Origin of the sequence: Bacillus sp. 2205SS5-2 (assembly GCF_037024155.1) — a bacterium.
GTDB lineage: Bacteria > Bacillota > Bacilli > Bacillales > Bacillaceae_K > Bacillus_CI.
The window spans coordinates 88,749-108,140 of the sequence record NZ_JAYKTS010000001.1 but is presented as its reverse complement, the minus strand read 5'-3'; the positions used below and the strand labels follow the sequence as shown (position 1 = coordinate 108,140).

The window sequence follows — 19,392 nt, the reverse complement described above, 5'->3', positions numbered from 1 at the left end:
AGGCAGTAGGATTTTTTCGATTGATTTCTTCTTTTTTAGCTAAAAATGTAGAATTTTTCATTTGAAACGAGAACGAAATCATACAAGTCAAGGGATTCCTTTTTATTCCAAAAGCGACAATCTTAGCGAAAACAGCCTTTGTGAATAATGGTAAGTTACCTATTCATTTATGATTACATAATAGTTATTTCTTATGTTCACCGGGATTTAATTTAATCCAAGATTCGATCGTTTTGCCAGCATCGTCTTCATCAAGAACAAAAGACCCGTTGCTGTAGCGGTCGTTGTTTCTCAGTTCAGACATCCTTATTTCTTCTATGATGCCCTTGGTAGTTGCGATGCACACGGTGTCGCCTAGATGAACGAGTTGCACCCCCGTTATGCGATGCGGATTCGCTTTCAATTCTCGTAGCATGATGAGTCCACGTTTTGCTCGAGTCGATTTTTCAAATTCAGCTAACTTCATTTTCTTAACCGCTCCACGCTGTGTGACAATAAATATTGAAGGGGTATCATCCTTCGATATCATCTTCCCGGCGACAACGAAATCATCTTCTTTTAAATTAATTCCTTTTACCCCCGCTGCACGAGGTCCTACAGTGGTGATTTCTTCCTCTGAGAACCAAAGCCCATATCCATTCTGGGTAGCTAAGAATATATCCTCCTCACCTGTTGTAACGTGCACGTCAATAACTTCATCATCACCCTTTAAATTAATCGCAACAAGGGGTTTTGAGTAGCGTTGTGCTTGGTAAGAGCTTAATTCTGTTTTCTTGGTCATTCCGTTTTTCGTGACGAATAATAAAAAGTGTGGCGTGTTAAAATCTTTTACCGGAATAGCTTTCACAATCTGTTCATCTCGGTCGATGCTAATGAGACTTGCTACGTGTTGGCCGAGGTCTTTCCAGCGAATATCAGGTAATTCATGGACTGGAAAGAAGAGGTAATTACCTTTATTCGTGAATACAAGAAGTTTATTCGTTGTATTGATTTCGAATTGAGTCAATAAGCGGTCAGCTTCCTTCATCGCCAAGTCTTGTCCATTTGAAGCGGCATAGGAACGGAGACTAGTACGCTTGATATACCCTTCCTTTGTAATAGAAACCATAACATCCTCAGATGCTACGAGGACTTCTAAGTTAATTTTCAGTTCTTCAATTTCAGCTTGAATTTTGGTTCGACGTTCATCATTAAATTTCTTTTTGATCGCTCTTAATTCACTTTTGATCACCGAAGCCAATTTTTTCTCGCTTTGAAGAATTGTTGAAAGCTCTTCGATAATTTTTGCAAGTTCATCTGCCTCTTGTTGGAGAGCCGTGATATCAGTATTTGTTAATCGATAAAGTTGTAAAGAAACAATGGCTTCAGATTGTGCTTCCGTAAAGTCAAATTGTAATTGAAGGTTGTTCTTTGCATCTTTTTTATCTTTAGAAGCCCGAATTGTGGTGATGACTTCATCTAAAATCGATAAGGCTTTCATTAGGCCTGCTACAATGTGATCGCGGTCTTTCGCTTTTTGTAAATCATGCTGAGATCGTTTAGTGACCACTTCTTTTTGGTGGGCAATATAGGCATCTAATAGTTCTCTCAGCCCCATTAACATCGGGCGGCGTTTATGAATGGCTACCATGTTAAAATTGTACGCTATTTGCAAATCCGTGTTTTTATAGAGGTAATTGAGGACTCCAGTCGCATCCGCTTCACGTTTTAGTTCGACTACGATTCGAAGTCCAGTTCGGTCCGTCTCATCTCGGACCTCTGCCATGCCTTCTACTTTGCGGTCGACACGGTACTCATCGATTCTTTTTACGAGATTGGCTTTGTTTACTTCAAAGGGAATTTCTGTAATCACAATTTGTTGTTTTCCACCTCGCATATCTTCAATAGCGGCTTTTCCACGAATGATAAACTTTCCTTTCCCTGTTTCATACGCTTTTTTAATTCCGTCTGTTCCCTGAATGATGCCACCGGTTGGAAAGTCAGGGCCTGATATAACCTTCATTAACTCGTCCACCGTACAGAAGGGGTTGTCCATTCTCATAATGGCTCCGTCAATGACCTCCCCCAGTTGGTGAGGAGGGATATCGGTTGCATAACCTGCCGAGATTCCGGTCGATCCATTTACCAATAAGTTCGGGAAACGCGCAGGAAGAACAGTCGGCTCTTTTGCGGTATCATCGAAATTCGGAATAAATTCTACGGTGTCTTTTTCAATGTCTCGTAGAAGTTCCGTTGAAATGGCAGATAAACGCGCTTCTGTATAACGCATGGCTGCGGGTGGATCCCCGTCAATACTTCCGTTATTACCGTGCATTTCAACTAAGTATTTACGTACTTTCCAGTCTTGGCTCATTCGAACCATAGCATCATAGACAGATGTATCTCCATGAGGATGGTAATTACCAATAACGTTTCCGACCGTTTTGGCAGATTTTCGGAAGCCTTTTTCATGTGTATTGCCTTCAAAATGCATGGCATAAAGAATTCTTCGCTGAACCGGTTTCAATCCGTCTCGAGCATCAGGTAAAGCTCGATCTTGAATAATATATTTACTATAACGCCCAAACCGGTCGCCAAGCACTTCCTCTAGCGGCATGTCTTGATATATCTCTTGTTGTGACATGTTCTATTCCTCCTCTGCGACCGTAACTGTTTCATTTTCTAATATACTTGCATCATCTTCTAAACCAAAAGCTACATTGCTTTCGATCCATTTCCGTCGCGGTTCAACTTTATCACCCATCAAGGTGGTTATCCGTTTTTCAGCACGGGCTGCATCGTCAATTCTGACTCGAATTAAGGTTCGTGTAGATGGATCCATGGTGGTTTCCCATAATTGATCGGCGTTCATCTCACCTAGTCCTTTATATCGCTGAATGATATAACCACGTCCGACTTTCTTTATGGCTGATTGCAACTCATCTTCGGTCCAGGCATATTCAATAATTTCTTTTTTTCCGGTTCCTTTACTAACTTTAAATAAAGGTGGAAGTGCGATAAAGATTTTTCCTGCTTCTAATAAAGGTCTCATATATTTATAAAAAAAGGTGAGCAATAACACTTGTATATGAGCACCATCTGTATCGGCATCTGTCATAATGACAATTTTATCGTAATTCGTATCTTCTAAATTAAAATCATGTCCAACACCCGCACCAATAGCATGAATAATCGTGTTAATCTCTTCATTTTTGAAAATATCTTGGAGCTTGGCTTTTTCCGTATTGATAACTTTTCCACGTAGAGGCAAAATGGCTTGGAATTTTCGGTCTCTTCCTTGTTTGGCTGAGCCTCCGGCGGAATCACCTTCAACTAAATATAATTCATTTCGCTGAGGATTACGAGATTGGGCTGGTGTAAGCTTTCCTGATAACACCGTTTCCGAGCGCTTCCGTTTCTTTCCGCTTCTAGCTTCTTCCCGTGCTTTTCGTGCAGCTTCTCTTGCTTGTGCCGCTTTGACCGATTTCTTAATTAGCAAGTTACTCATATCTGGATTTTCTTCTAAGAAATATTGCAAATGCTCACTCACTACAGCGTCAACGGCTGATCGTGCTTCACTTGTCCCAAGCTTCCCTTTTGTTTGTCCCTCAAATTGAAGGAGTTCTTCTGGAATTCGAACAGAAATTACGGCAGCAAGTCCTTCACGGATATCGGCACCTTCTAAGTTTTTATCACGGTCTTTCAGCAAACTGACTTTTCGTGCGTATTCGTTGATAACCCTAGTCATCGCCGCTTTTGCTCCAGATTCATGAGTTCCACCATCTTTGGTTCGAACATTATTAACAAACGAAAGAACATTTTCAGAGAATCCATCATTAAACTGGAAAGCATAATCGACTTCAATATTAATGTTCTCTCCTTCAAATGAGACAACTGGATGTAACGAATCTTTGCCTTCATTTAAATATTGAACGAATGCTTCAATGCCATTCTCATAGTGAAATACCTCTTGAGCAGTGTGTCGTTCATCGATGATTTCAATTTTTAACCCCTTTAAAAGGAAAGCAGATTCCCGGAGCCTTTCACAAAGAGTATCGTAATTATAAGTGGTTGTACTAAAGATGATTGGATCGGGTTTAAAGTGGAGAGTTGTCCCCGATTGTTTAGCCTTCCCGATTTTTTCGAGCGTAGTAACTGGCTTTCCTCCATGTTCAAATCGCTGTTCATATTGAAAGCCATCTCTTTGGATGGTCACGGTTAACCATTCAGATAATGCATTCACAACTGAGGCACCGACTCCGTGCAGACCTCCACTTGTTTTATAGCCACCCTGGCCAAATTTCCCGCCCGCGTGAAGGACAGTTAAAATTATTTCAGGTGTTGGTTTGCCCATTTTATGCATTCCAGTCGGCATTCCTCGACCATCATCTTTTACGGAAATACTATTATCTTTATGTATGATGACACGTATGTGATTCCCGTGTCCGGCAAGTGCTTCGTCAACTGAATTATCTACAATTTCATACACAAGATGGTGAAGTCCTCTTGTATCAGTTGACCCTATATACATTCCTGGTCTTTTTCTGACAGCTTCTAAGCCTTCAAGCACTTGTATGGCATCATCATTATAATCCATGGTTTCTTTTTCTTTGGCCACGAACATTCCCCTTTCAACCTTCTCTGGTGTGCAGTTTAGTTAGCGTAAAGTATAAAAAGTACAATATAAGAACAATTGTTCGCTAACTCATCTTACCATAAAATCTGCAACGGTCTATGCTTTATTTTACTGCTTTATTTGAATTTGGCAAATGCAATTTCTTTAATAGCATGGACTTTACATTCCTTTTTTAATAAAAATACACAAAAAAAACAAGGGATAGAATCCACATTCCCTTGTTTTTTTCTTCATTTTGTAAGTGCATGCTCCACTTTAATACAGCGGTCCATAATAACGGTATACCCTTTTTTGGATAAAAACTGATAGGCTTCTTCATTCATCACACCTAACTGTGACCAAAATACATCTGCCTCAATTTCGTCAAATTCTTTTGCAAGTTGAGGTAAATACTCAGAACGACGGAAAATATTGACGATGTCCACTGGATGAGTAAGTTCTTTTAAGGAGGAAAGGCTTTTCTCACCTAGAACTTTGTCGACCATCGGATTGACGGGGATGATTGTATAGCCCGCTTTTTGCATGGCTTCTGAAATCATATATGACGTACGTTCTGGGTTGTCACTTAGCCCAACAACCGCAATTGTTTTCGCCTTTTGTAAAATCGTTTTTATCTCATCTCTTGAAGGATTCTCCATCATCGTCTCACTCCTGTTTTTTATTCTTTTATTAGTCCTTTATTGGTAAGAAACGCTTTTGCTACAGATTCATAGGTTTCTTTATCTAAATCGACTTTTGCATTCATTTCACGCATATCCTCTTCCGAAATCTGACCCGCTAAGTCATTCAGTAAATCTTCTAACTCAGGATAGGCTTCTAATGTTTCTTCTCTCACGACCGGTGCAGCATAGTACGGAGGAAATAACCCTTTGTCATCTTTTGTTGATATTAAGTCATAGCGATCGATTCGGGCGTCCGTCGTAAAGGCAGTAATGACATCGACATCGCCATTTTTTACTGCTTCGTACATGATATTCGGGTCAAAACTCTCTGTATCTTTAAAATCGAAGCCGTAATGGTTCACTAATGCGTCATATCCGTCTGTTCGCTCATAAAACGGATGAGGAGCACCAAATGTCAATTCGCTTGAAAAGTTAACGAGATCCGAATACGTATCAGCATCTATGTTTTCATCTTTTCGGTATGCAAGAGTGTAGGTATTTTCAAATCCTAGTGGCTTTAACCATTTTGCCTTAAATTTATCTTGATAGCCTTCATTTACACGCTTCAGAACATCTTCTGCTGTTTCGCCTTCCTCGGTCGTTTCCTTCAATACCGCTTCAAGACCTGTACCTGTGTATTCTACATATACGTCAATATCCCCTTTTTCTAGAGCAGGAGTTAGTACTGCAACTTCCCCTAAACCATCTTGTAGGTCCACTTTATAGTCAGAATTCCCTTCAATATATTGAGCGAGAATATGAGATAAAATGTATTGTTCTGTCCAATTTTTCCCTGATACAACAATGGGATCTTTTTCATCACCTTCTCCATTTCCACAACCTGCTAGAAAGATCATGACAAATACAGAGATGACAGCAATAATTTGTTTTTTCATCCAAGACACTCCTTAAATATTTTTATTTTTTAGCCCTTTTGGTGTTGCGGATTTTTCTAACATCTTTAAGATGAAATCAAAGAAAATCGCAAGTAAAGCAGCAGGTAGAGCTCCTGCTAGCACCAAGTAATTATTCCATGAAGTTAAACCACGATAAATAAGTTCTCCTAAGCCACCAGCACCGACAAACGTTGCGAGGGTGGCGACTCCAACAGTTAAAACAGTGGCTGTTCGCACGCCGGCCATGACAAAAGGTAATGCAAGTGGTAGCTCAATTTTCCTTAAAATTTGCATTCCTGTCATTCCCATCCCTCTGCCGGCTTCAATTATAGCTTGATCAACACCAATGATTCCGGTATAAGTGTTCCGAAGAATTGGAAGTAATGCGTATAGTGTTAAAGCAATAATAGCAGTCACACTGCCAATCCCAAAAATAGGGACTAGAAATCCGAAAAATGCTAAACTAGGTATCGTTTGAAACACAGCGGTAACACCAATAAAAAACTCGGCAAATTTTTCTTTTCTAGATATAAAAATTCCGAGTGGAATGGAAATTAATATGGCAATAAATACGGATGTGAAGGATAAATACAGGTGTTCGATCAAGTTTTCAACAATGTCATCCTGCCTGGTGGTAACCGTTTGCCAAAAAGTGGTGAAGACGTTATTACTCATCCTCTCACACCTTCTTTCTCTAAATCAGCGAACTCACGAAGAAGAATCTCTTTTGTGATGTAACCAAGTGTATCCTCTTTTCTTTTAACGGGGAGAAACGGGATATCTTCAGTTAATATTAGTGATGCCGCACGTTGTATAGACTCGTCTTCCTGAATTGAAACCGAGGAAGGTACGCTAGAGTGGGGGATCGTTTTTAAGATTTGCAGTGACGAAACGCTTTTATGTATCGGTGTTTTCTTTAGCCGGTGCTCTCCGATAAATTGAGTAATAAATTCATTTTTCGGGTTAGAAATAAGCTCTGTGGGTGTGGCTATTTGTTGAATGACACCATCCTTCATTATTGCGATTCTATCGGCAATTTTCAACGCTTCGTCAATATCATGTGTGACAAAGACAATCGTTTTTTGAATTTTTTCCTGAATTAGTTTTAATTCGTCTTGCAATTGTTCGCGACTAATGGGATCTAGCGCACTAAATGGCTCGTCCATTAAAATTACTGGTGGTTCTGCGGCTAGGGCACGAATCACACCTACTCGCTGTTGTTGACCTCCACTTAATTCTAATGGAAAACGGTGAGAATATGTATTTGGGTCAAGATCGACCATTTCCAGTAATTCCTTTACGCGTTTCTTCCATTTCTCTTTTGCCCAGCCTTTCAGTTTGGGAATAAGAGCGATGTTTTCCTCTATCGTCATATGTGGGAGTAAACCAATTCGTTGAATGACATACCCAATATTTCGGCGCAATTCTACGTCATTCACATGAGCAATGTCTTCACCGTCTATTAAGATCGATCCCTCATTCGGATGGAGTAGTTTGTTAATCATCTTCATCGTCGTGGTTTTCCCGCAACCTGAAGGTCCAATTAGAGCGACTAGTTCCCCTTTCTCAATATGAAGGTTGAGGTTTTTCACCGCTATTGTACCCTCTTGAAATGATTTAGTAACATTTTTAAATGTAATCAAGTCTTCTTCACCTACTTTTCTTTGTCTAGATAGGATACGGAAATTTTTCCCCCTTACTCTCTATGTTAAACAATTTTTCACGAAAAAGAAAATATTCGTTCTCATTTGGAGAGTGTTGGCGCTAATTCACCCAGAAACATGGTAGTTAGATAAAAGAGGGTGAATTCATTTTTTCTTAGAAGTAGGCAAGTTTTTATTTAGGCTGTTTTCGCCCAGTTTGTTGCTAATCGAATCCGTGAATAATCTGTAATGTTGCTATGTTTTGGGACATTATTTGGGTTATTTTTGATGGGAATTAAAAGTAAACCGGATAAAATAGCGATATTTGGTAAAAGAGCCTTAGTAATAGGCTATTTTCGTATTCAATGTGGCTATTTCATCTGATTTTAGATTAAATCGCCATTTCACTGTTGATTTCCATTAAAAATAGACGAAATGATGCCCGAAACAAAGCAACAACACCGTTTATAGACTGGTGCGAAAAGCAACAAACTTTGCGAAAACAGCCTAGTAATAAGAAAAGACCCTCATTATGAGGATCTTTTCTTATTACTTCTTGACGTAACTAGGAGTCCTTGTTCGATGACTATGGCGATCAATGTTCCGAGTATCAAGCCATTGTTCAGGATGGAAACAGCGAAAGCCGGCATTCCAACAAATGCCGAAGCAGGGACAAACATGGCCCCCGCTCCAGCTAACAGTGCCGGTCCAGCGACTCTATACGCCCGGTCCAAATCAGACTCTTTTGACCACTCAGTGAAGGCCATCGCTACCATTTTTGTGAAAATAACAAACGTGACCGTATAACCAACTGCTGGTGGCAGTGTTGATAATACAGTCATGATTCGTGGAAAGAAACTGACGAGAATGACAAAGCCACTTCCAAGTAAAAACGGAAAAAGATTTCTCATCCCTGTTGTCGCAACAAATCCCGCCGCACCAGAGATTGGAACAGATCCTATTGCTGAAAAGGAGCCAGCAAGAAGTTGATTTACACCTGATACAAAGCCACCTTTTCGAGAGCGGGACAATAGATCATTGTCTTTATTATCGATGACAGATTCCATAATTCGAATCGATGCGATCATGTTTGTAGTTAACAATAAGGTGATAAAAAAGCCGGTTGCCAGTATACCTGAATCCCATTTTGGAGTACCCCATACAAAAAGCTCCGGAACGGAAATCCAGTTCAACTTCCCTACAGCTAGTGGTGGGTTTTTTCCTAATAGAATAAATAATAGCCAGCCTATACCAAGAGAAAAAAGAATAGAATATCTTTTGATCCATTTTATCTGATGATTAGAAAGATAAAAGGTTAACACTAACAAACTCAAACTAGCTAATATGACTACTCCATCTACTGACTTATTTTGTTGAGATATACCCATCATTCCATTCATGAAGGGTCCACTTAACTGGAGAATTAATAAAAATAAATACACAAATGTCACACTAGGGGTAAATAACTTTGTTAATCTACCAATCACACCAAACAGTGAGAGGAAGATAAATAAAACACCACTAATGAGCATCCCTGATTGTAAATATTGGAGAACTTCTTGAGTTGACCCATATATTGTCCCGGCAAAACCCGCATAAATCACAAATATTCCCCACCACAATCCGGCAGGACCTTCGTTGATGGGATAGCGATGTCCTATCAATCCTTGTAATAAGCCTGCCACACCTAATACAAACATTGTTCGTTGAACAAATGCCGCTTTTTCTACTCCTTCAAATCCATATAGATCTCCAATGGCAATAGGAGCCACAATTGCAGCAGCAATCATAAAGGCCATCCATTGAAATCCTCCTAACGATTGCTTCATAAACTTCACCTTTCTATTGAAATTGTTTGTTTATTCCAGTATAAGCGAGTTTTTTTCTTCTGTACATAAGAACCCCCCGTATCAAATCGCTACGAGGAGAGGTTCTTACTCCATATTATATTTCTTGTTAAAGCATTCTGCTCTCCCGTCCTTATCAGCAAACTTCTGACGACCTGTGTAAAATGGATGCGTGTCAGAACTCACTTCTACTTTGATGACAGGGTACTCATTTCCATCTTCCCACTGCATCATTTCATTTGAAGCCTTGGTAGATGAACTTAAAAATTTGAAACCACTATTCACGTCATGGAATATGACGGGTTGAGTATCGGGATGTGTTTCATTCTTCATATGAAATCCTCCTTAATATCGTTCCAAATAGAACAAGAACTGTATAAAAATCGTACATCAATACTAAACCCCTTCAATCTACTAAAAAACGCACATTAATATTTAGTATTTCTTCTCTATTATTATTCATGCTAAAATAAACTAAGATGACTCCAGAAAAGCGGAAGTGGCTCGCCCAGGGACGGCAGGCATCTGGCAGAACACGAAGTGAAGCCTGCTTCACGTAGTGGGCTGACAAATGCCCGAGTCCCTAGCCACTGCAGCTAGATCAAAGAAAAGCGGAAGTGGCTCGCCCAGGGACGGCAGGCATCTGGCAGAACACGAAGTGAAGCCTGCTTCACATAGTGGGCTGACAAATGCCCGAGTCCCTAGCCACTGCAGCTAGATCAAAGAAAAGCGGAAGTGGCTCGCCCAGCAGCGGCGGGCAAATGTTATCCAACGGAGAAGGTCCTGACCTTTGGAGTTGGATGTTATTTGTCCCATAGCTGCTAGCCACTGCAGCTGGATCAAAGAAAAGCGGAAGTGGCTCGCCCAGCAGCGGCGGGCAAATGTTATCCAACGGAGAAGGTCCTGACCTTTGGAGTTGGATGTTATTTGTCCCATAGCTGCTAGCCACTGCAGCTGGATCAAAGAAAAGCGGAAGTGGTCAACAACAGAGGAAAAAATTCGTTCACGAATAAGCTGGGGAACTTTGCAAAGTAACTCTATTTTTCTCAAAACCGCTACTGAGATGTTTTTAATTTCAAACATATAAGTTCTTTAACGATGAAAAGGAGTAATGTAAATGATTATTGCCATTATTTTAATATTGGCCTATTTATTAGGTTCCATTCCCTCAGGTTTACTGATCGGAAAAATCTTTTTTAACAAGGATATTCGCGAACATGGAAGCGGAAATTTAGGGGGTACGAATACTTTCCGTACGCTTGGTGTAAAAGCAGGACTTGTTGTGACCATCATGGACATTTTAAAAGGAACGGTTGCAACCATACTCCCCGTTTTATTTGGAGTCGTAGATGAACTGCATTTGTTGATAGCAGGGTTACTAGCTGTCTTCGGTCATATTTTTCCAATTTTCGCAGGATTTAGAGGAGGAAAAGCAGTCGCAACATCCGGTGGGGTCTTGCTCGCATATTCGCCGATTCTTTTCCTTGTTTTATTTGTCTCCTTCTTTCTGTTTTTATTTTTAACCAAGTATGTTTCTCTATCATCAATACTGGCTTCCGTAACAGCCATATTGTACACCTTGTTCATTGGGGAAAAAGACTTGCCCCTAATTCTTGTCGTAGGAACATTGGCATTTTTCGTGATCTACCGCCATAAAGCCAATATAATTCGCATTAAAAACAAAACAGAACCAAAAATTAAATGGATTTAATCGATTTAATTTGGGAAAGCTTGGGAAACTAAGCTTTTTTTTATTCCATTGTTTGCACTCCGATAACTATAAGGAAATTCAAGACAAATTAATAAAAACATCCCCTCTCCTGGACGTTTTCAGTTAAAATAAAAGAAAAGAAAATTGTCAAACAAAGGAAGGTTACTCAATGAAACGAAAACTTCGTATTATTCCAATATTATTTGCTCTATTTTTCCTATTTACGATTGGATTATTAATGAAAGGTCAGCTTGATGATTATTCTTCAGCACCCGATACACGAACAGCATCTTCATTAGGACTCAGAGTTCATCAGCTTGTTGAAAAACCATTTTCAACAAATGCAACAATCGGTGCTATTGGAGATATTTTAATTCACGACCGAGTTTATGATGGAGCGAAAACTTCTAGTGGCTATGATTTTCGTCCAATGTTAGAAAACGTAAAAGAACATTTACAAAAACCCGATTTTTTAATTGCTAATCAAGAATCGATGCCAGGAGGAGTTGAGCTTGGCTTGTCAAGCTATCCTTCATTTAACAGTCCTCATGAAATCATTGATGCTCTACAGGATGCAGGCGTCGATATGGTTACTAATGCTAATAACCATTCTCTTGATCGTGGGGAAAAGGCCTTAAATAGTGCCATAGATTATTATGAAAAAGTTAATATGCCATATACCGGGGCGTTTAAAAGTCCTGAAGACCAGCAAACGATTCGAAAATTTAATGTAAATGGCATCTCGTTTGCTGTCCTATCTTACACTTACGGAACAAATGGAATACCGGTTCCAGCCGGTAAAGACTATATGGTGAATTTGATAGACGAGCAAAAAATGATTCAAGATATTCAACGAGTGAAAAAAGAAGCAGAAGTTGATTTAGTCATATTGGGCATTCATTGGGGCCTTGAATATCAATTGCTTCCAACTGATTTTCAACAAAATCTTGCTCATTCTCTAACTGATGTCGGGGCAGACATAATATTTGGCCATCATCCCCATGTTCTTCAACCAATAGAAACCCGTAAAACGGCGGACGGTAGAGATGCGGTAATTGTTTATTCACTTGGAAATTTCATTTCAGGTCAAACTGGGGATTACAAAGACATAGGTGGGATCTTATCATTAACGGTTGAAAAAAATATCACTCAAGAGGGGACAACCATCACCTATCCAGATATTGAATTCCAATCCACTTTTGTAGCAAAAGACCCAACTTATTTTTACAAAATGTATTCTTTAGATCAAGCGAAACAACTTGGTTTGACTTATCATACTGTTGCGGAAATCAACACCCATATGAGTAAGTATATGAACATGGCATTACGATAAATGTTGATCGAAGAAGACCTAGAAATAGGTCTTCTTTTTAGACTGTTTTCACAAAAAAATATTGTATTTACAAGCGTATATAAACCATTAATTATGAATGCGCTTGGGTCTTTTTTTGTCGATATTTCACTAGAAACCTATAGCGAAATATAGAATTCCCTCTGAAAATAGAAGAAGTATCGATATTTTATACAAAGACAGCTTTTATCTAATAAAAAACAAATTTGGTCTTTTAAAAGGGTCCCGCCAATAAAGCTTATTGTTGGTATGATCCCTTTAATAATTTCACACCAATCACCCCCAATTTCAATTTATTAAGAAGTAATTGAAGCAGAGACAGATAAACAAAAACGACTATAATAATTTTTTCCGGTAAATAGGTCACACTAACCATTGAGAGATAAATAGTTACTTTCATAATATTATATCTAAATAGGCAATAAATCATCATTCAAGCCTACCGGAGGGTTCAAATGAATCAATTAGTCCGCTTCGAGCAATTAGTTGAAAAGACTGTCAAACTAAATACTGAAATCCAACAATATTTATATCAGTATTCGAGCTTTGATGTTTGGGAATATTGGGTCAACCTATTGATGCTACTCCTTCCAATTGTATTGCTTTACTTTTTACTCGACCGCAAACGAATATTTGAGATTGGGTTTTATGGATTTGCTATTCACGCCTTAAGCATCTATGTGGATATTTATGGGGTAAAAGAAGGTTTGTGGGGCTATCCCTTCCAAATCTCGAGCAGAGTTGCATCGAATTTCGCTTTAGATTCTGCGATGATACCAGTGATTTTCATGCTGATTTATCAGTATACGTATCATAAATTTCGAGTGTATTTCTTAACCTGTATACTAGGGGTTTTCTTCTTTTCCTTTCTGTTAAAACCTACACTTCGCTTCTTTGATTTGTTTTGGATGAGTGATGATATGAATTATTTTAAACTAGTCATCGCTTATGGGATTGTCGTCGTTGGTGCAACCTTGGTTACATTTGGTTTTCATAAACTCTCTAGAGTTGAAGAAAATTGCTAAATTAGGCCTACTAGAAATTCATTCTTTAAGGCTGTTTTCGCAAAGATTGTGGCTTTTGTATCAGTTAATTATCTGTGATATAGCTTTGTTTCGGGCATCATTTACGAAAAGCGGAAGTGGCTGCACAGGGACGGCAGGCATCTGGCAGAACACGTAGTGAATCCCGATTCACGCAGTGGGCTGACAAATGCCCGAGTCTCTAGCCACTGCAGCTAGATCACGAAAAGCGGAAGTGGCTGCCCAGGGACGGCAGGCATCTGGCAGTACACGCAGTGAAGCCTGCTTCACGCAGTGGGCTGACAAATGCCCGAGTCCCTAGCCACTGCAGCTAGATCCGTCTGTTTTTGATAGAGATCAACAATGAAATGGAGGATTTAGTCAAAAATCAGATGAAATAGCCACAATGTATACGAAAAGACCCTTCTTTAAAGAAACTGTTTTCGCAAAAATACTGCTTTTCCAACCAGTCTATAAACTTTTTGATAGCTTATTCAGTGCAGCTATTCGTCTAGTTTTGATGAAAGATCGAATCTAAAAGTAGAAACAGAGCAACAATACATATGATATCAGCCTATAAAGAAAAAGCACAATCAAAATCTTCGAGTTCTACAAATATTAAAGGTATAATTAATAATGGCTGTTTTCGCAAAGATTGTGGCTTTTCGAATCAGTTTTTCATCTATGATGTAGCTTTGTTTCGGGCATCACTTCGTCTGTTTTTGATGGAATTCAGCAGTGAAATGGAAGATTAAATCAAAAATATGATAAAATAGCCACAATGTATACGAAAAGAGCCATAGTAATAGAAGGTGCAACAAGTGAAATGAGGATGGTGCTTTAAATTGGATATTTATATTTCAACAGATGCTAAGAAATGGTTTAAACGCGAAATGGAACTATCTGATGGGGACTATATTCGCTTTTACGTCCGCTACGGTGGGTCGAGTCCCCTACATGAAGGATTTTCATTAGGTTTATCAAAAGAGGAGCCACTTGATTTAAGTGTGAAAAAGGCGGACGATGGTGTTACATACTTTATTGATGAAAAAGACGTCTGGTACTTTGATGGTCATGATCTTTACGTAGAATTCAATGAAGAATTAGATGAACCTCGTTATGAATATAAAAAATAAGAAAGAAATGAGTTTGGTCATTATCCCAAACTCGTTTTTTTTTATTTTCAAGCATATGTTTTAGCTTTTTAAATTCGTTTTGTGCCTCAATCCAGGATTCTTTCTCAGTAACTTTCATTCCCTTTTCAATGGACATGGTTGCATCGGTTAAATGGTTGGCTTTTATTTGAGAATCTGCTAGACAGTACCAATAGTACCACGCATTTCTTGCTGAGATTTTCTTTTTGAAAAACTGTTTTATCACTGGATAGTAATGAGCATACAATGCATCATCCAAAACCATATTCTCTCCGTCCCAGCTTACGACATCAACTGTATAAGCATCTGCCAATTTCCGCATCCAAGCGGCGATACCGATTCTTTGATCTCCCATTACAAAATCCATTCTGTGATAGGGAATGATAGTTACCTGTTTCAGTGAATCTTGCTTCCAGTTATACACTTCAAGCTCACTCCCAGCAGATGCACCGATAGTCCTGCTAAATAAATATTCTTTTATTCCATCTCCAGTCATATCAACCAAACCAGAAAAATCTAGTTCCACTCCTTGTTTGCATGTTTCCCACACCTTTATCCATTCAGCATTCTGCTTGGAAAGTACCATCGCGCAAAATTGAGGGGGTGAATGATGCAGTTTATTTTTGATTTGATAGGTGATGATTAGTTCATTCTGATTATCTTGGTTGAAATCATATTCTAATATAGAAGGGGAGCCATAGGGTCTGGCAGGCTTGACCAATTTAGCGTTAGCTGGGATAAATATTTGCGCAAGTTGATACCAATTCTCTTTTTCGTCGGCATGAGCAAACAGATCAGAGGTACAGAATGAAAGCGATAAGAACATGATAAAGAGAAGTAAACAAATTCGTCCCACCCTCTACCACCTCCTTTACTTGTTTCCATTAGTATGGCTCATTTTTGTGAGTGTATGTTTTTATTCACGACAAAAAGCACCTGGTACTATGGATCATTCATCAGGTGTTTTCGCTTCAGAATAACAATATCGACAATATGTACAGTTCCATTCATTCATACAGATTATTTTTTTATTTGTTCATAAACAGCGTGCCACTCAGGAAATTTCTTTTTTATTGAAACTGGTCGGAAGTTGTCTTTTAATACACAAATATGTTCAGAAAAAGCGACAATGGCCAGTTCATCTTTACTGGTGTAAATCTCATATCCATACGTCAACCGAATCCCATTATATGCTTCAATCCATGTTTTCACGATGGCTTGCTCACCATAACGTAATGGCTTCTTATAGGAGATACGTAAATCAACTACCGGACAAAAAACACCAGCCGCTTCCATTTCAGCGTAGCGATATCCTGATTCCTCTGAGAGCTTTGTCCGACCAAGCTCCATCCACACTAAATAATTTGCATGATAAACAACGCCCATTTGGTCCGTTTCTGCGTAGCGAACATCAATCGTATTTTTTGCGATTAGCATTTTTTCACCTCAAAACCCTATAATTTTCACCATTCTATACTATCATAGAATTGCAACGAATGGACAGAAAGAACAAGACAACCTTTTCTATTGGGCTCTTTTCGTTTCCATTGTGGCTGTTTCATCTGATCATTGACTACATCCACCATTTCACTGTTGAGTTCCATCAAAACAGACAATATGATGCCCGAAACAAAGCCAAATCATAAATAATAAACTGATACGAAAAGCTACAAACTCTGCGAAAACACCCTTCAAATTAAACAAAGTGAAAGGGTGCCGGAATTCCAGCACCCTTCCCTTTATTCATCTCGATGTTGCTGGGCATATTCATCTTTAATCTCACTTCGAAATCCTTCAATACTTTCTCGTCTACGCTCATTTTTCGCTTGAATTTGTTGGAGCTGCTCTTCACTATCAGTGTTGGCCATCGACTCTTCAGCTTGTTCCATGTTCTGAATGGTGTGAAATATATTACTCTGAAGCTTCTCTACGTTATCACTACGGTCATCTGGTTTTGCATCTTCCCAAGCCATATTCAATCTCCTCCTAGGTTATTGATAATCAAACAAATTAAGTTAACATAATAATGTTATGTTAACTTATCATTCTCCTTTTGTTTGCATTACTTGAGCATGTAAACCAGACTTATCTTGCATCTGCTTTCCTTTGTTGCCCCCAGCTGCTCTAGATTGAGTTCCGATATGATTTGGAACAAAGTCTTTGCCATTTTTTTTTGGATTACTCATTAAAATCCCCCCTCTATGTATCAGTTTTACCAAATTGGAAGGGAATATGAATGACTTATTCTGCCTTTTTTACTCGTTTGATTTCATACCGTGCATCAATTCGTTCTTCAATTGCATTCATTGCTACGTCGTCCTTCATTAAAGCTCGTTTATTTTCTTGAACAAGATCCGAAAATGATCGTTTTCTAGGTTTTCTCAATGTTATCCCTCTTTTCTAATTATTATCAATATTATGGACAACAATTAGAAAAATTATAATAATATTCTCATTTATTTGAGTTTAAGAATTCTTTACCAGCCAATATTCAATATTAGCGCCTTAGGATTTGAATGTTCGAGCAAGGTACTAAAGTTTCTTACATCATCATAAGCAAATCCGTAGGCACGCCCATTAATGCCATAGTTATGCCAAAAATCGGCGTAATAGTTCGCTGGGGTATTATTCAAATAGAAAAATTCTGAATTTCCCCATTGCTCCGGTTCATACATAACCCCTCTATTAATTGCAGCACATACTTGAGCTTCTACAACTTTTTCTACTGAACTTCCTGTGTCCATATTCCCTGAGCATTCGAACACTTCAAGAGTCGATGGTTTTCCTTTGATGTATATATTATAAGGACCTCCATTTTTAGAAAAAATAAAATCATCTCCTTCCACATGACCACTGAAGGCCCCTGCTTCTGTAGTAAATATTAATTCATTTGATTGGTAATATTTCCACACATTATTAACCTGCTCATCAAAATAGGATTGATATAATTTTCCTTCTCCAAATTCCCCTTTTCCCGGTGCGACGATTCTATACGGTGCCTGGATAAGAGTCTTAAAAGGTGCAGGTACCTCTGCTTCAAAAGCTTGAAATAGTGTTTCCCGAGAAGCTAATTCCCCTACGATTTCATCATAACCATCTTCCCCAATCAGTCTTGTAGTTAGAGGGAAGCTAAATTGATCTACCCTGGTCGTATTACCATGATAGCCCCATTGATCAATCGTAAATTCAATCCACTCAAAATATATATCATGATTTGGATCAGTTGGATTTTTTAAATTTGGTCCTGCAAAACCAACTTTTCCATTTGCTGCTTCATTTAATTTAATGTACATTGGGGTACCTAGACTAATAAACAATCTTCCAGAGTCGATTTCAGGCAAAGACGTCCAATCCTTTTCACTAATTTTATGAAAATAATCCGGATAGTTTTCTCCGTTTTTCGTTAAATGACCTGGTGCATCATTATCACTAATTGAGCTTTGAATCAATTCACCATCTTGATTCACATAACTAAGTTCAGAGGACTCTTTGTTATAACCAAGAATCGCCCAATAGATATCTTCGTCTGAATATTCTCCTCCTGTTCCATTTTGAAGTTGAAATGTCATTACACCTTTCCCCGTTGGATATGTTGGGACTTGATCAGGATTAGTTTCTATAGAGGGAGAAGTATTTTTTGTGAATTTTATCCAATTAAGATTCATTAGGCCTTCACCTGACCCTTTGAAACTAAGATAGACGTCATGAATTCCTGCAATATTAGCAATCTCCGTTGTAATGGAGTTCCACGATTGCCAACCACCTGTATGACTAACGGCGACGGTAGCAAGGATGGGTCCTGTTACACTGTCTAATCGGACCTCAATTTCTCCACCAGCGGTATTGGATGCTACTCTAGCTTGAATCTCTTTAACGCCACCCTCGGCAAAATCAAGATTATGAAAAGCAATATAATCTTCGTTTTCTATCCAACCTACATTTCTCCCTCCATTTGTATCAATCGTAGGTTCTGTGTCAATACCTTTCATTGAATCAAAATTTTCTGCTTCGATTTGCCTATATGCATCGTCTGCAATTGGATTGATGGTTGCAGGTAGAGGCTCAGAGGAGCTATGATCAAGTGAATTCGTGAACCAAGGAGTATCATACGCTACCGCTCCATTGTTGTAAGTAAATGAATAGGTAATTGCTTCTCCTTGTTTTAAGCCCTCTAGTTTTTGAATAAATGCTTCCTGACTTCGATCCATCCGAATATTTTGTTGTGCACCGTTAGCTACCCTGAAATGAATATCAACCCAATCTGTTTGTACGTTAGAGTTGAATTCAACTTGAAACATGTTTCCTGATAGTTCTTTTACTTCATGCCAGTATTCCGCAGCTGCAATATTATTATTATTAAATAACGGGGATAAACCCAATAACACCAATATCAACATCATACATAACTTTTTTTCCATAATTATTCCTCCTGAAGATGTAAGTTTCTTTTCTCTCGCTGTTTTCGCAAAGACTGTGGCTTTTCGAATAGGT

The 19,392-nt window shown here is 38.7% G+C and carries 20 protein-coding genes; 6 read left to right on the top strand and 14 right to left on the bottom strand.

All coding sequences use genetic code 11. The annotated features are described in order from the left end of the window. Nucleotides 1–184 precede the first annotated feature (184 nt). The 8 genes from parC to U8D43_RS00445 all read right to left on the bottom strand — a co-directional run bounded on the left by parC (nt 185) and on the right by U8D43_RS00445 (nt 9,996). Nucleotides 185–2,623: a DNA topoisomerase IV subunit A gene (gene parC / locus U8D43_RS00480; protein WP_335868976.1), complete on the bottom strand. Its 2,439-nt coding sequence runs from the start codon at nt 2,621–2,623 to the stop codon at nt 185–187. A 3-nt stretch (nt 2,624–2,626) separates the two neighbouring features. After that, nucleotides 2,627–4,597: a DNA topoisomerase IV subunit B gene (gene parE, locus U8D43_RS00475; protein WP_335868975.1), complete on the bottom strand. Its 1,971-nt coding sequence runs from the start codon at nt 4,595–4,597 to the stop codon at nt 2,627–2,629. 248 nt (nt 4,598–4,845) lie between these two features. Further along, nucleotides 4,846–5,253 (bottom strand): CoA-binding protein, encoded by a 408-nt coding sequence (locus tag U8D43_RS00470; protein WP_442893533.1) that lies wholly within the window; start codon nt 5,251–5,253, stop codon nt 4,846–4,848. A gap of 20 nt (nt 5,254–5,273) precedes the next feature. After that, nucleotides 5,274–6,173: an ABC transporter substrate-binding protein gene (locus U8D43_RS00465; RefSeq protein WP_335868973.1), complete on the bottom strand. Its 900-nt coding sequence runs from the start codon at nt 6,171–6,173 to the stop codon at nt 5,274–5,276. A 12-nt stretch (nt 6,174–6,185) separates the two neighbouring features. Then, on the bottom strand, nt 6,186–6,848 hold the full coding sequence (locus U8D43_RS00460; protein WP_335868972.1) for an ABC transporter permease: 663 nt from the start codon (nt 6,846–6,848) through the stop codon (nt 6,186–6,188). After that, nucleotides 6,845–7,816, bottom strand: a complete 972-nt coding sequence (locus U8D43_RS00455; protein WP_335868971.1) for an ABC transporter ATP-binding protein — start codon at nt 7,814–7,816, stop codon at nt 6,845–6,847. Before U8D43_RS00455 ends, U8D43_RS00460 begins: the two co-directional genes overlap by 4 nt. 530 nt (nt 7,817–8,346) lie before the next feature. Further along, nucleotides 8,347–9,645, bottom strand: coding sequence for a purine/pyrimidine permease (locus tag U8D43_RS00450; protein WP_335868970.1), 1,299 nt, complete (start codon nt 9,643–9,645; stop codon nt 8,347–8,349). A 105-nt stretch (nt 9,646–9,750) separates the two neighbouring features. Continuing rightward, entirely contained in the window at nt 9,751–9,996 is a 246-nt protein-coding gene (locus tag U8D43_RS00445) for a type B 50S ribosomal protein L31 (protein WP_335868969.1), read from the bottom strand. Between the two features lie 356 nt (nt 9,997–10,352). Between U8D43_RS00445 and U8D43_RS00440 the strand changes: the two genes are divergently transcribed. The 6 genes from U8D43_RS00440 (at nt 10,353) to U8D43_RS00415 (ending at nt 14,883) form a co-directional block, all read left to right on the top strand. Further along, a complete protein-coding gene (locus tag U8D43_RS00440; protein ID WP_335868968.1) occupies nt 10,353–10,481 on the top strand; it encodes a hypothetical protein in 129 nt (42 codons plus the stop codon). A gap of 299 nt (nt 10,482–10,780) precedes the next feature. Further along, nucleotides 10,781–11,374, top strand: coding sequence for a glycerol-3-phosphate 1-O-acyltransferase PlsY (gene plsY, locus U8D43_RS00435; protein WP_335868967.1), 594 nt, complete (start codon nt 10,781–10,783; stop codon nt 11,372–11,374). 169 nt (nt 11,375–11,543) lie between these two features. Next, complete coding sequence (locus U8D43_RS00430) at nt 11,544–12,707, top strand: CapA family protein (RefSeq protein ID WP_335868966.1); 1,164 nt, start codon at nt 11,544–11,546, stop codon at nt 12,705–12,707. A 473-nt stretch (nt 12,708–13,180) separates the two neighbouring features. Next, on the top strand, nt 13,181–13,750 hold the full coding sequence (locus U8D43_RS00425) for a CBO0543 family protein (RefSeq protein ID WP_335868965.1): 570 nt from the start codon (nt 13,181–13,183) through the stop codon (nt 13,748–13,750). A gap of 187 nt (nt 13,751–13,937) precedes the next feature. Beyond that, entirely contained in the window at nt 13,938–14,069 is a 132-nt protein-coding gene (locus U8D43_RS00420) for a hypothetical protein (protein ID WP_335868964.1), read from the top strand. Between the two features lie 523 nt (nt 14,070–14,592). Next, on the top strand, nt 14,593–14,883 hold the full coding sequence (locus U8D43_RS00415) for a HesB/YadR/YfhF family protein (protein ID WP_335868963.1): 291 nt from the start codon (nt 14,593–14,595) through the stop codon (nt 14,881–14,883). On the opposite strand, the gene U8D43_RS00410 is transcribed toward U8D43_RS00415, so the two are convergent. From U8D43_RS00410 to U8D43_RS00385, 6 genes are all read right to left on the bottom strand, one after another. Then, nucleotides 14,840–15,757 (bottom strand): hypothetical protein, encoded by a 918-nt coding sequence (locus U8D43_RS00410; RefSeq protein WP_335868962.1) that lies wholly within the window; start codon nt 15,755–15,757, stop codon nt 14,840–14,842. The two genes, U8D43_RS00415 and U8D43_RS00410, sit on opposite strands and share 44 nt — an antisense overlap. 164 nt (nt 15,758–15,921) lie before the next feature. Further along, nucleotides 15,922–16,338 (bottom strand): acyl-CoA thioesterase, encoded by a 417-nt coding sequence (locus tag U8D43_RS00405; protein ID WP_335868961.1) that lies wholly within the window; start codon nt 16,336–16,338, stop codon nt 15,922–15,924. Nucleotides 16,339–16,640: 302 nt separating this feature from the next. Then, entirely contained in the window at nt 16,641–16,874 is a 234-nt protein-coding gene (gene tlp, locus U8D43_RS00400; protein ID WP_335868960.1) for a small acid-soluble spore protein Tlp, read from the bottom strand. 69 nt (nt 16,875–16,943) lie between these two features. After that, the gene (locus tag U8D43_RS00395) at nt 16,944–17,087 is read right to left on the bottom strand and encodes an acid-soluble spore protein N (RefSeq protein WP_335868959.1); all 144 of its coding nucleotides are present in this window, start codon (nt 17,085–17,087) and stop codon (nt 16,944–16,946) included. A 55-nt stretch (nt 17,088–17,142) separates the two neighbouring features. After that, nucleotides 17,143–17,286: an FbpB family small basic protein gene (locus U8D43_RS00390; RefSeq protein ID WP_335868958.1), complete on the bottom strand. Its 144-nt coding sequence runs from the start codon at nt 17,284–17,286 to the stop codon at nt 17,143–17,145. Between the two features lie 92 nt (nt 17,287–17,378). Continuing rightward, the gene (locus U8D43_RS00385; protein WP_335868957.1) at nt 17,379–19,319 is read right to left on the bottom strand and encodes a beta-1,3-glucanase family protein; all 1,941 of its coding nucleotides are present in this window, start codon (nt 19,317–19,319) and stop codon (nt 17,379–17,381) included. Nucleotides 19,320–19,392 lie beyond the last annotated feature (73 nt).

What these genes read in the sequence shown, in the direction of transcription:
- parC (WP_335868976.1), bottom strand. Translation starts at nt 2,623, where the DNA reads ATGTCACAACAAGAGATATATCAAGACATGCCGCTAGAGGAAGTGCTT.
- U8D43_RS00470 (WP_442893533.1), bottom strand. Translation starts at nt 5,253, where the DNA reads ATGGAGAATCCTTCAAGAGATGAGATAAAAACGATTTTACAAAAGGCG.
- U8D43_RS00465 (WP_335868973.1), bottom strand. Translation starts at nt 6,173, where the DNA reads ATGAAAAAACAAATTATTGCTGTCATCTCTGTATTTGTCATGATCTTT.
- U8D43_RS00460 (WP_335868972.1), bottom strand. Translation starts at nt 6,848, where the DNA reads ATGAGTAATAACGTCTTCACCACTTTTTGGCAAACGGTTACCACCAGG.
- U8D43_RS00450 (WP_335868970.1), bottom strand. Translation starts at nt 9,645, where the DNA reads ATGAAGCAATCGTTAGGAGGATTTCAATGGATGGCCTTTATGATTGCT.
- U8D43_RS00445 (WP_335868969.1), bottom strand. Translation starts at nt 9,996, where the DNA reads ATGAAGAATGAAACACATCCCGATACTCAACCCGTCATATTCCATGAC.
- U8D43_RS00440 (WP_335868968.1), top strand. Translation starts at nt 10,353, where the DNA reads ATGCCCGAGTCCCTAGCCACTGCAGCTAGATCAAAGAAAAGCGGAAGT.
- plsY (WP_335868967.1), top strand. Translation starts at nt 10,781, where the DNA reads ATGATTATTGCCATTATTTTAATATTGGCCTATTTATTAGGTTCCATT.
- U8D43_RS00430 (WP_335868966.1), top strand. Translation starts at nt 11,544, where the DNA reads ATGAAACGAAAACTTCGTATTATTCCAATATTATTTGCTCTATTTTTC.
- U8D43_RS00425 (WP_335868965.1), top strand. Translation starts at nt 13,181, where the DNA reads ATGAATCAATTAGTCCGCTTCGAGCAATTAGTTGAAAAGACTGTCAAA.
- U8D43_RS00420 (WP_335868964.1), top strand. Translation starts at nt 13,938, where the DNA reads ATGCCCGAGTCTCTAGCCACTGCAGCTAGATCACGAAAAGCGGAAGTG.
- U8D43_RS00405 (WP_335868961.1), bottom strand. Translation starts at nt 16,338, where the DNA reads ATGCTAATCGCAAAAAATACGATTGATGTTCGCTACGCAGAAACGGAC.
- tlp (WP_335868960.1), bottom strand. Translation starts at nt 16,874, where the DNA reads ATGGCTTGGGAAGATGCAAAACCAGATGACCGTAGTGATAACGTAGAG.
- U8D43_RS00395 (WP_335868959.1), bottom strand. Translation starts at nt 17,087, where the DNA reads ATGAGTAATCCAAAAAAAAATGGCAAAGACTTTGTTCCAAATCATATC.
- U8D43_RS00385 (WP_335868957.1), bottom strand. Translation starts at nt 19,319, where the DNA reads ATGGAAAAAAAGTTATGTATGATGTTGATATTGGTGTTATTGGGTTTA.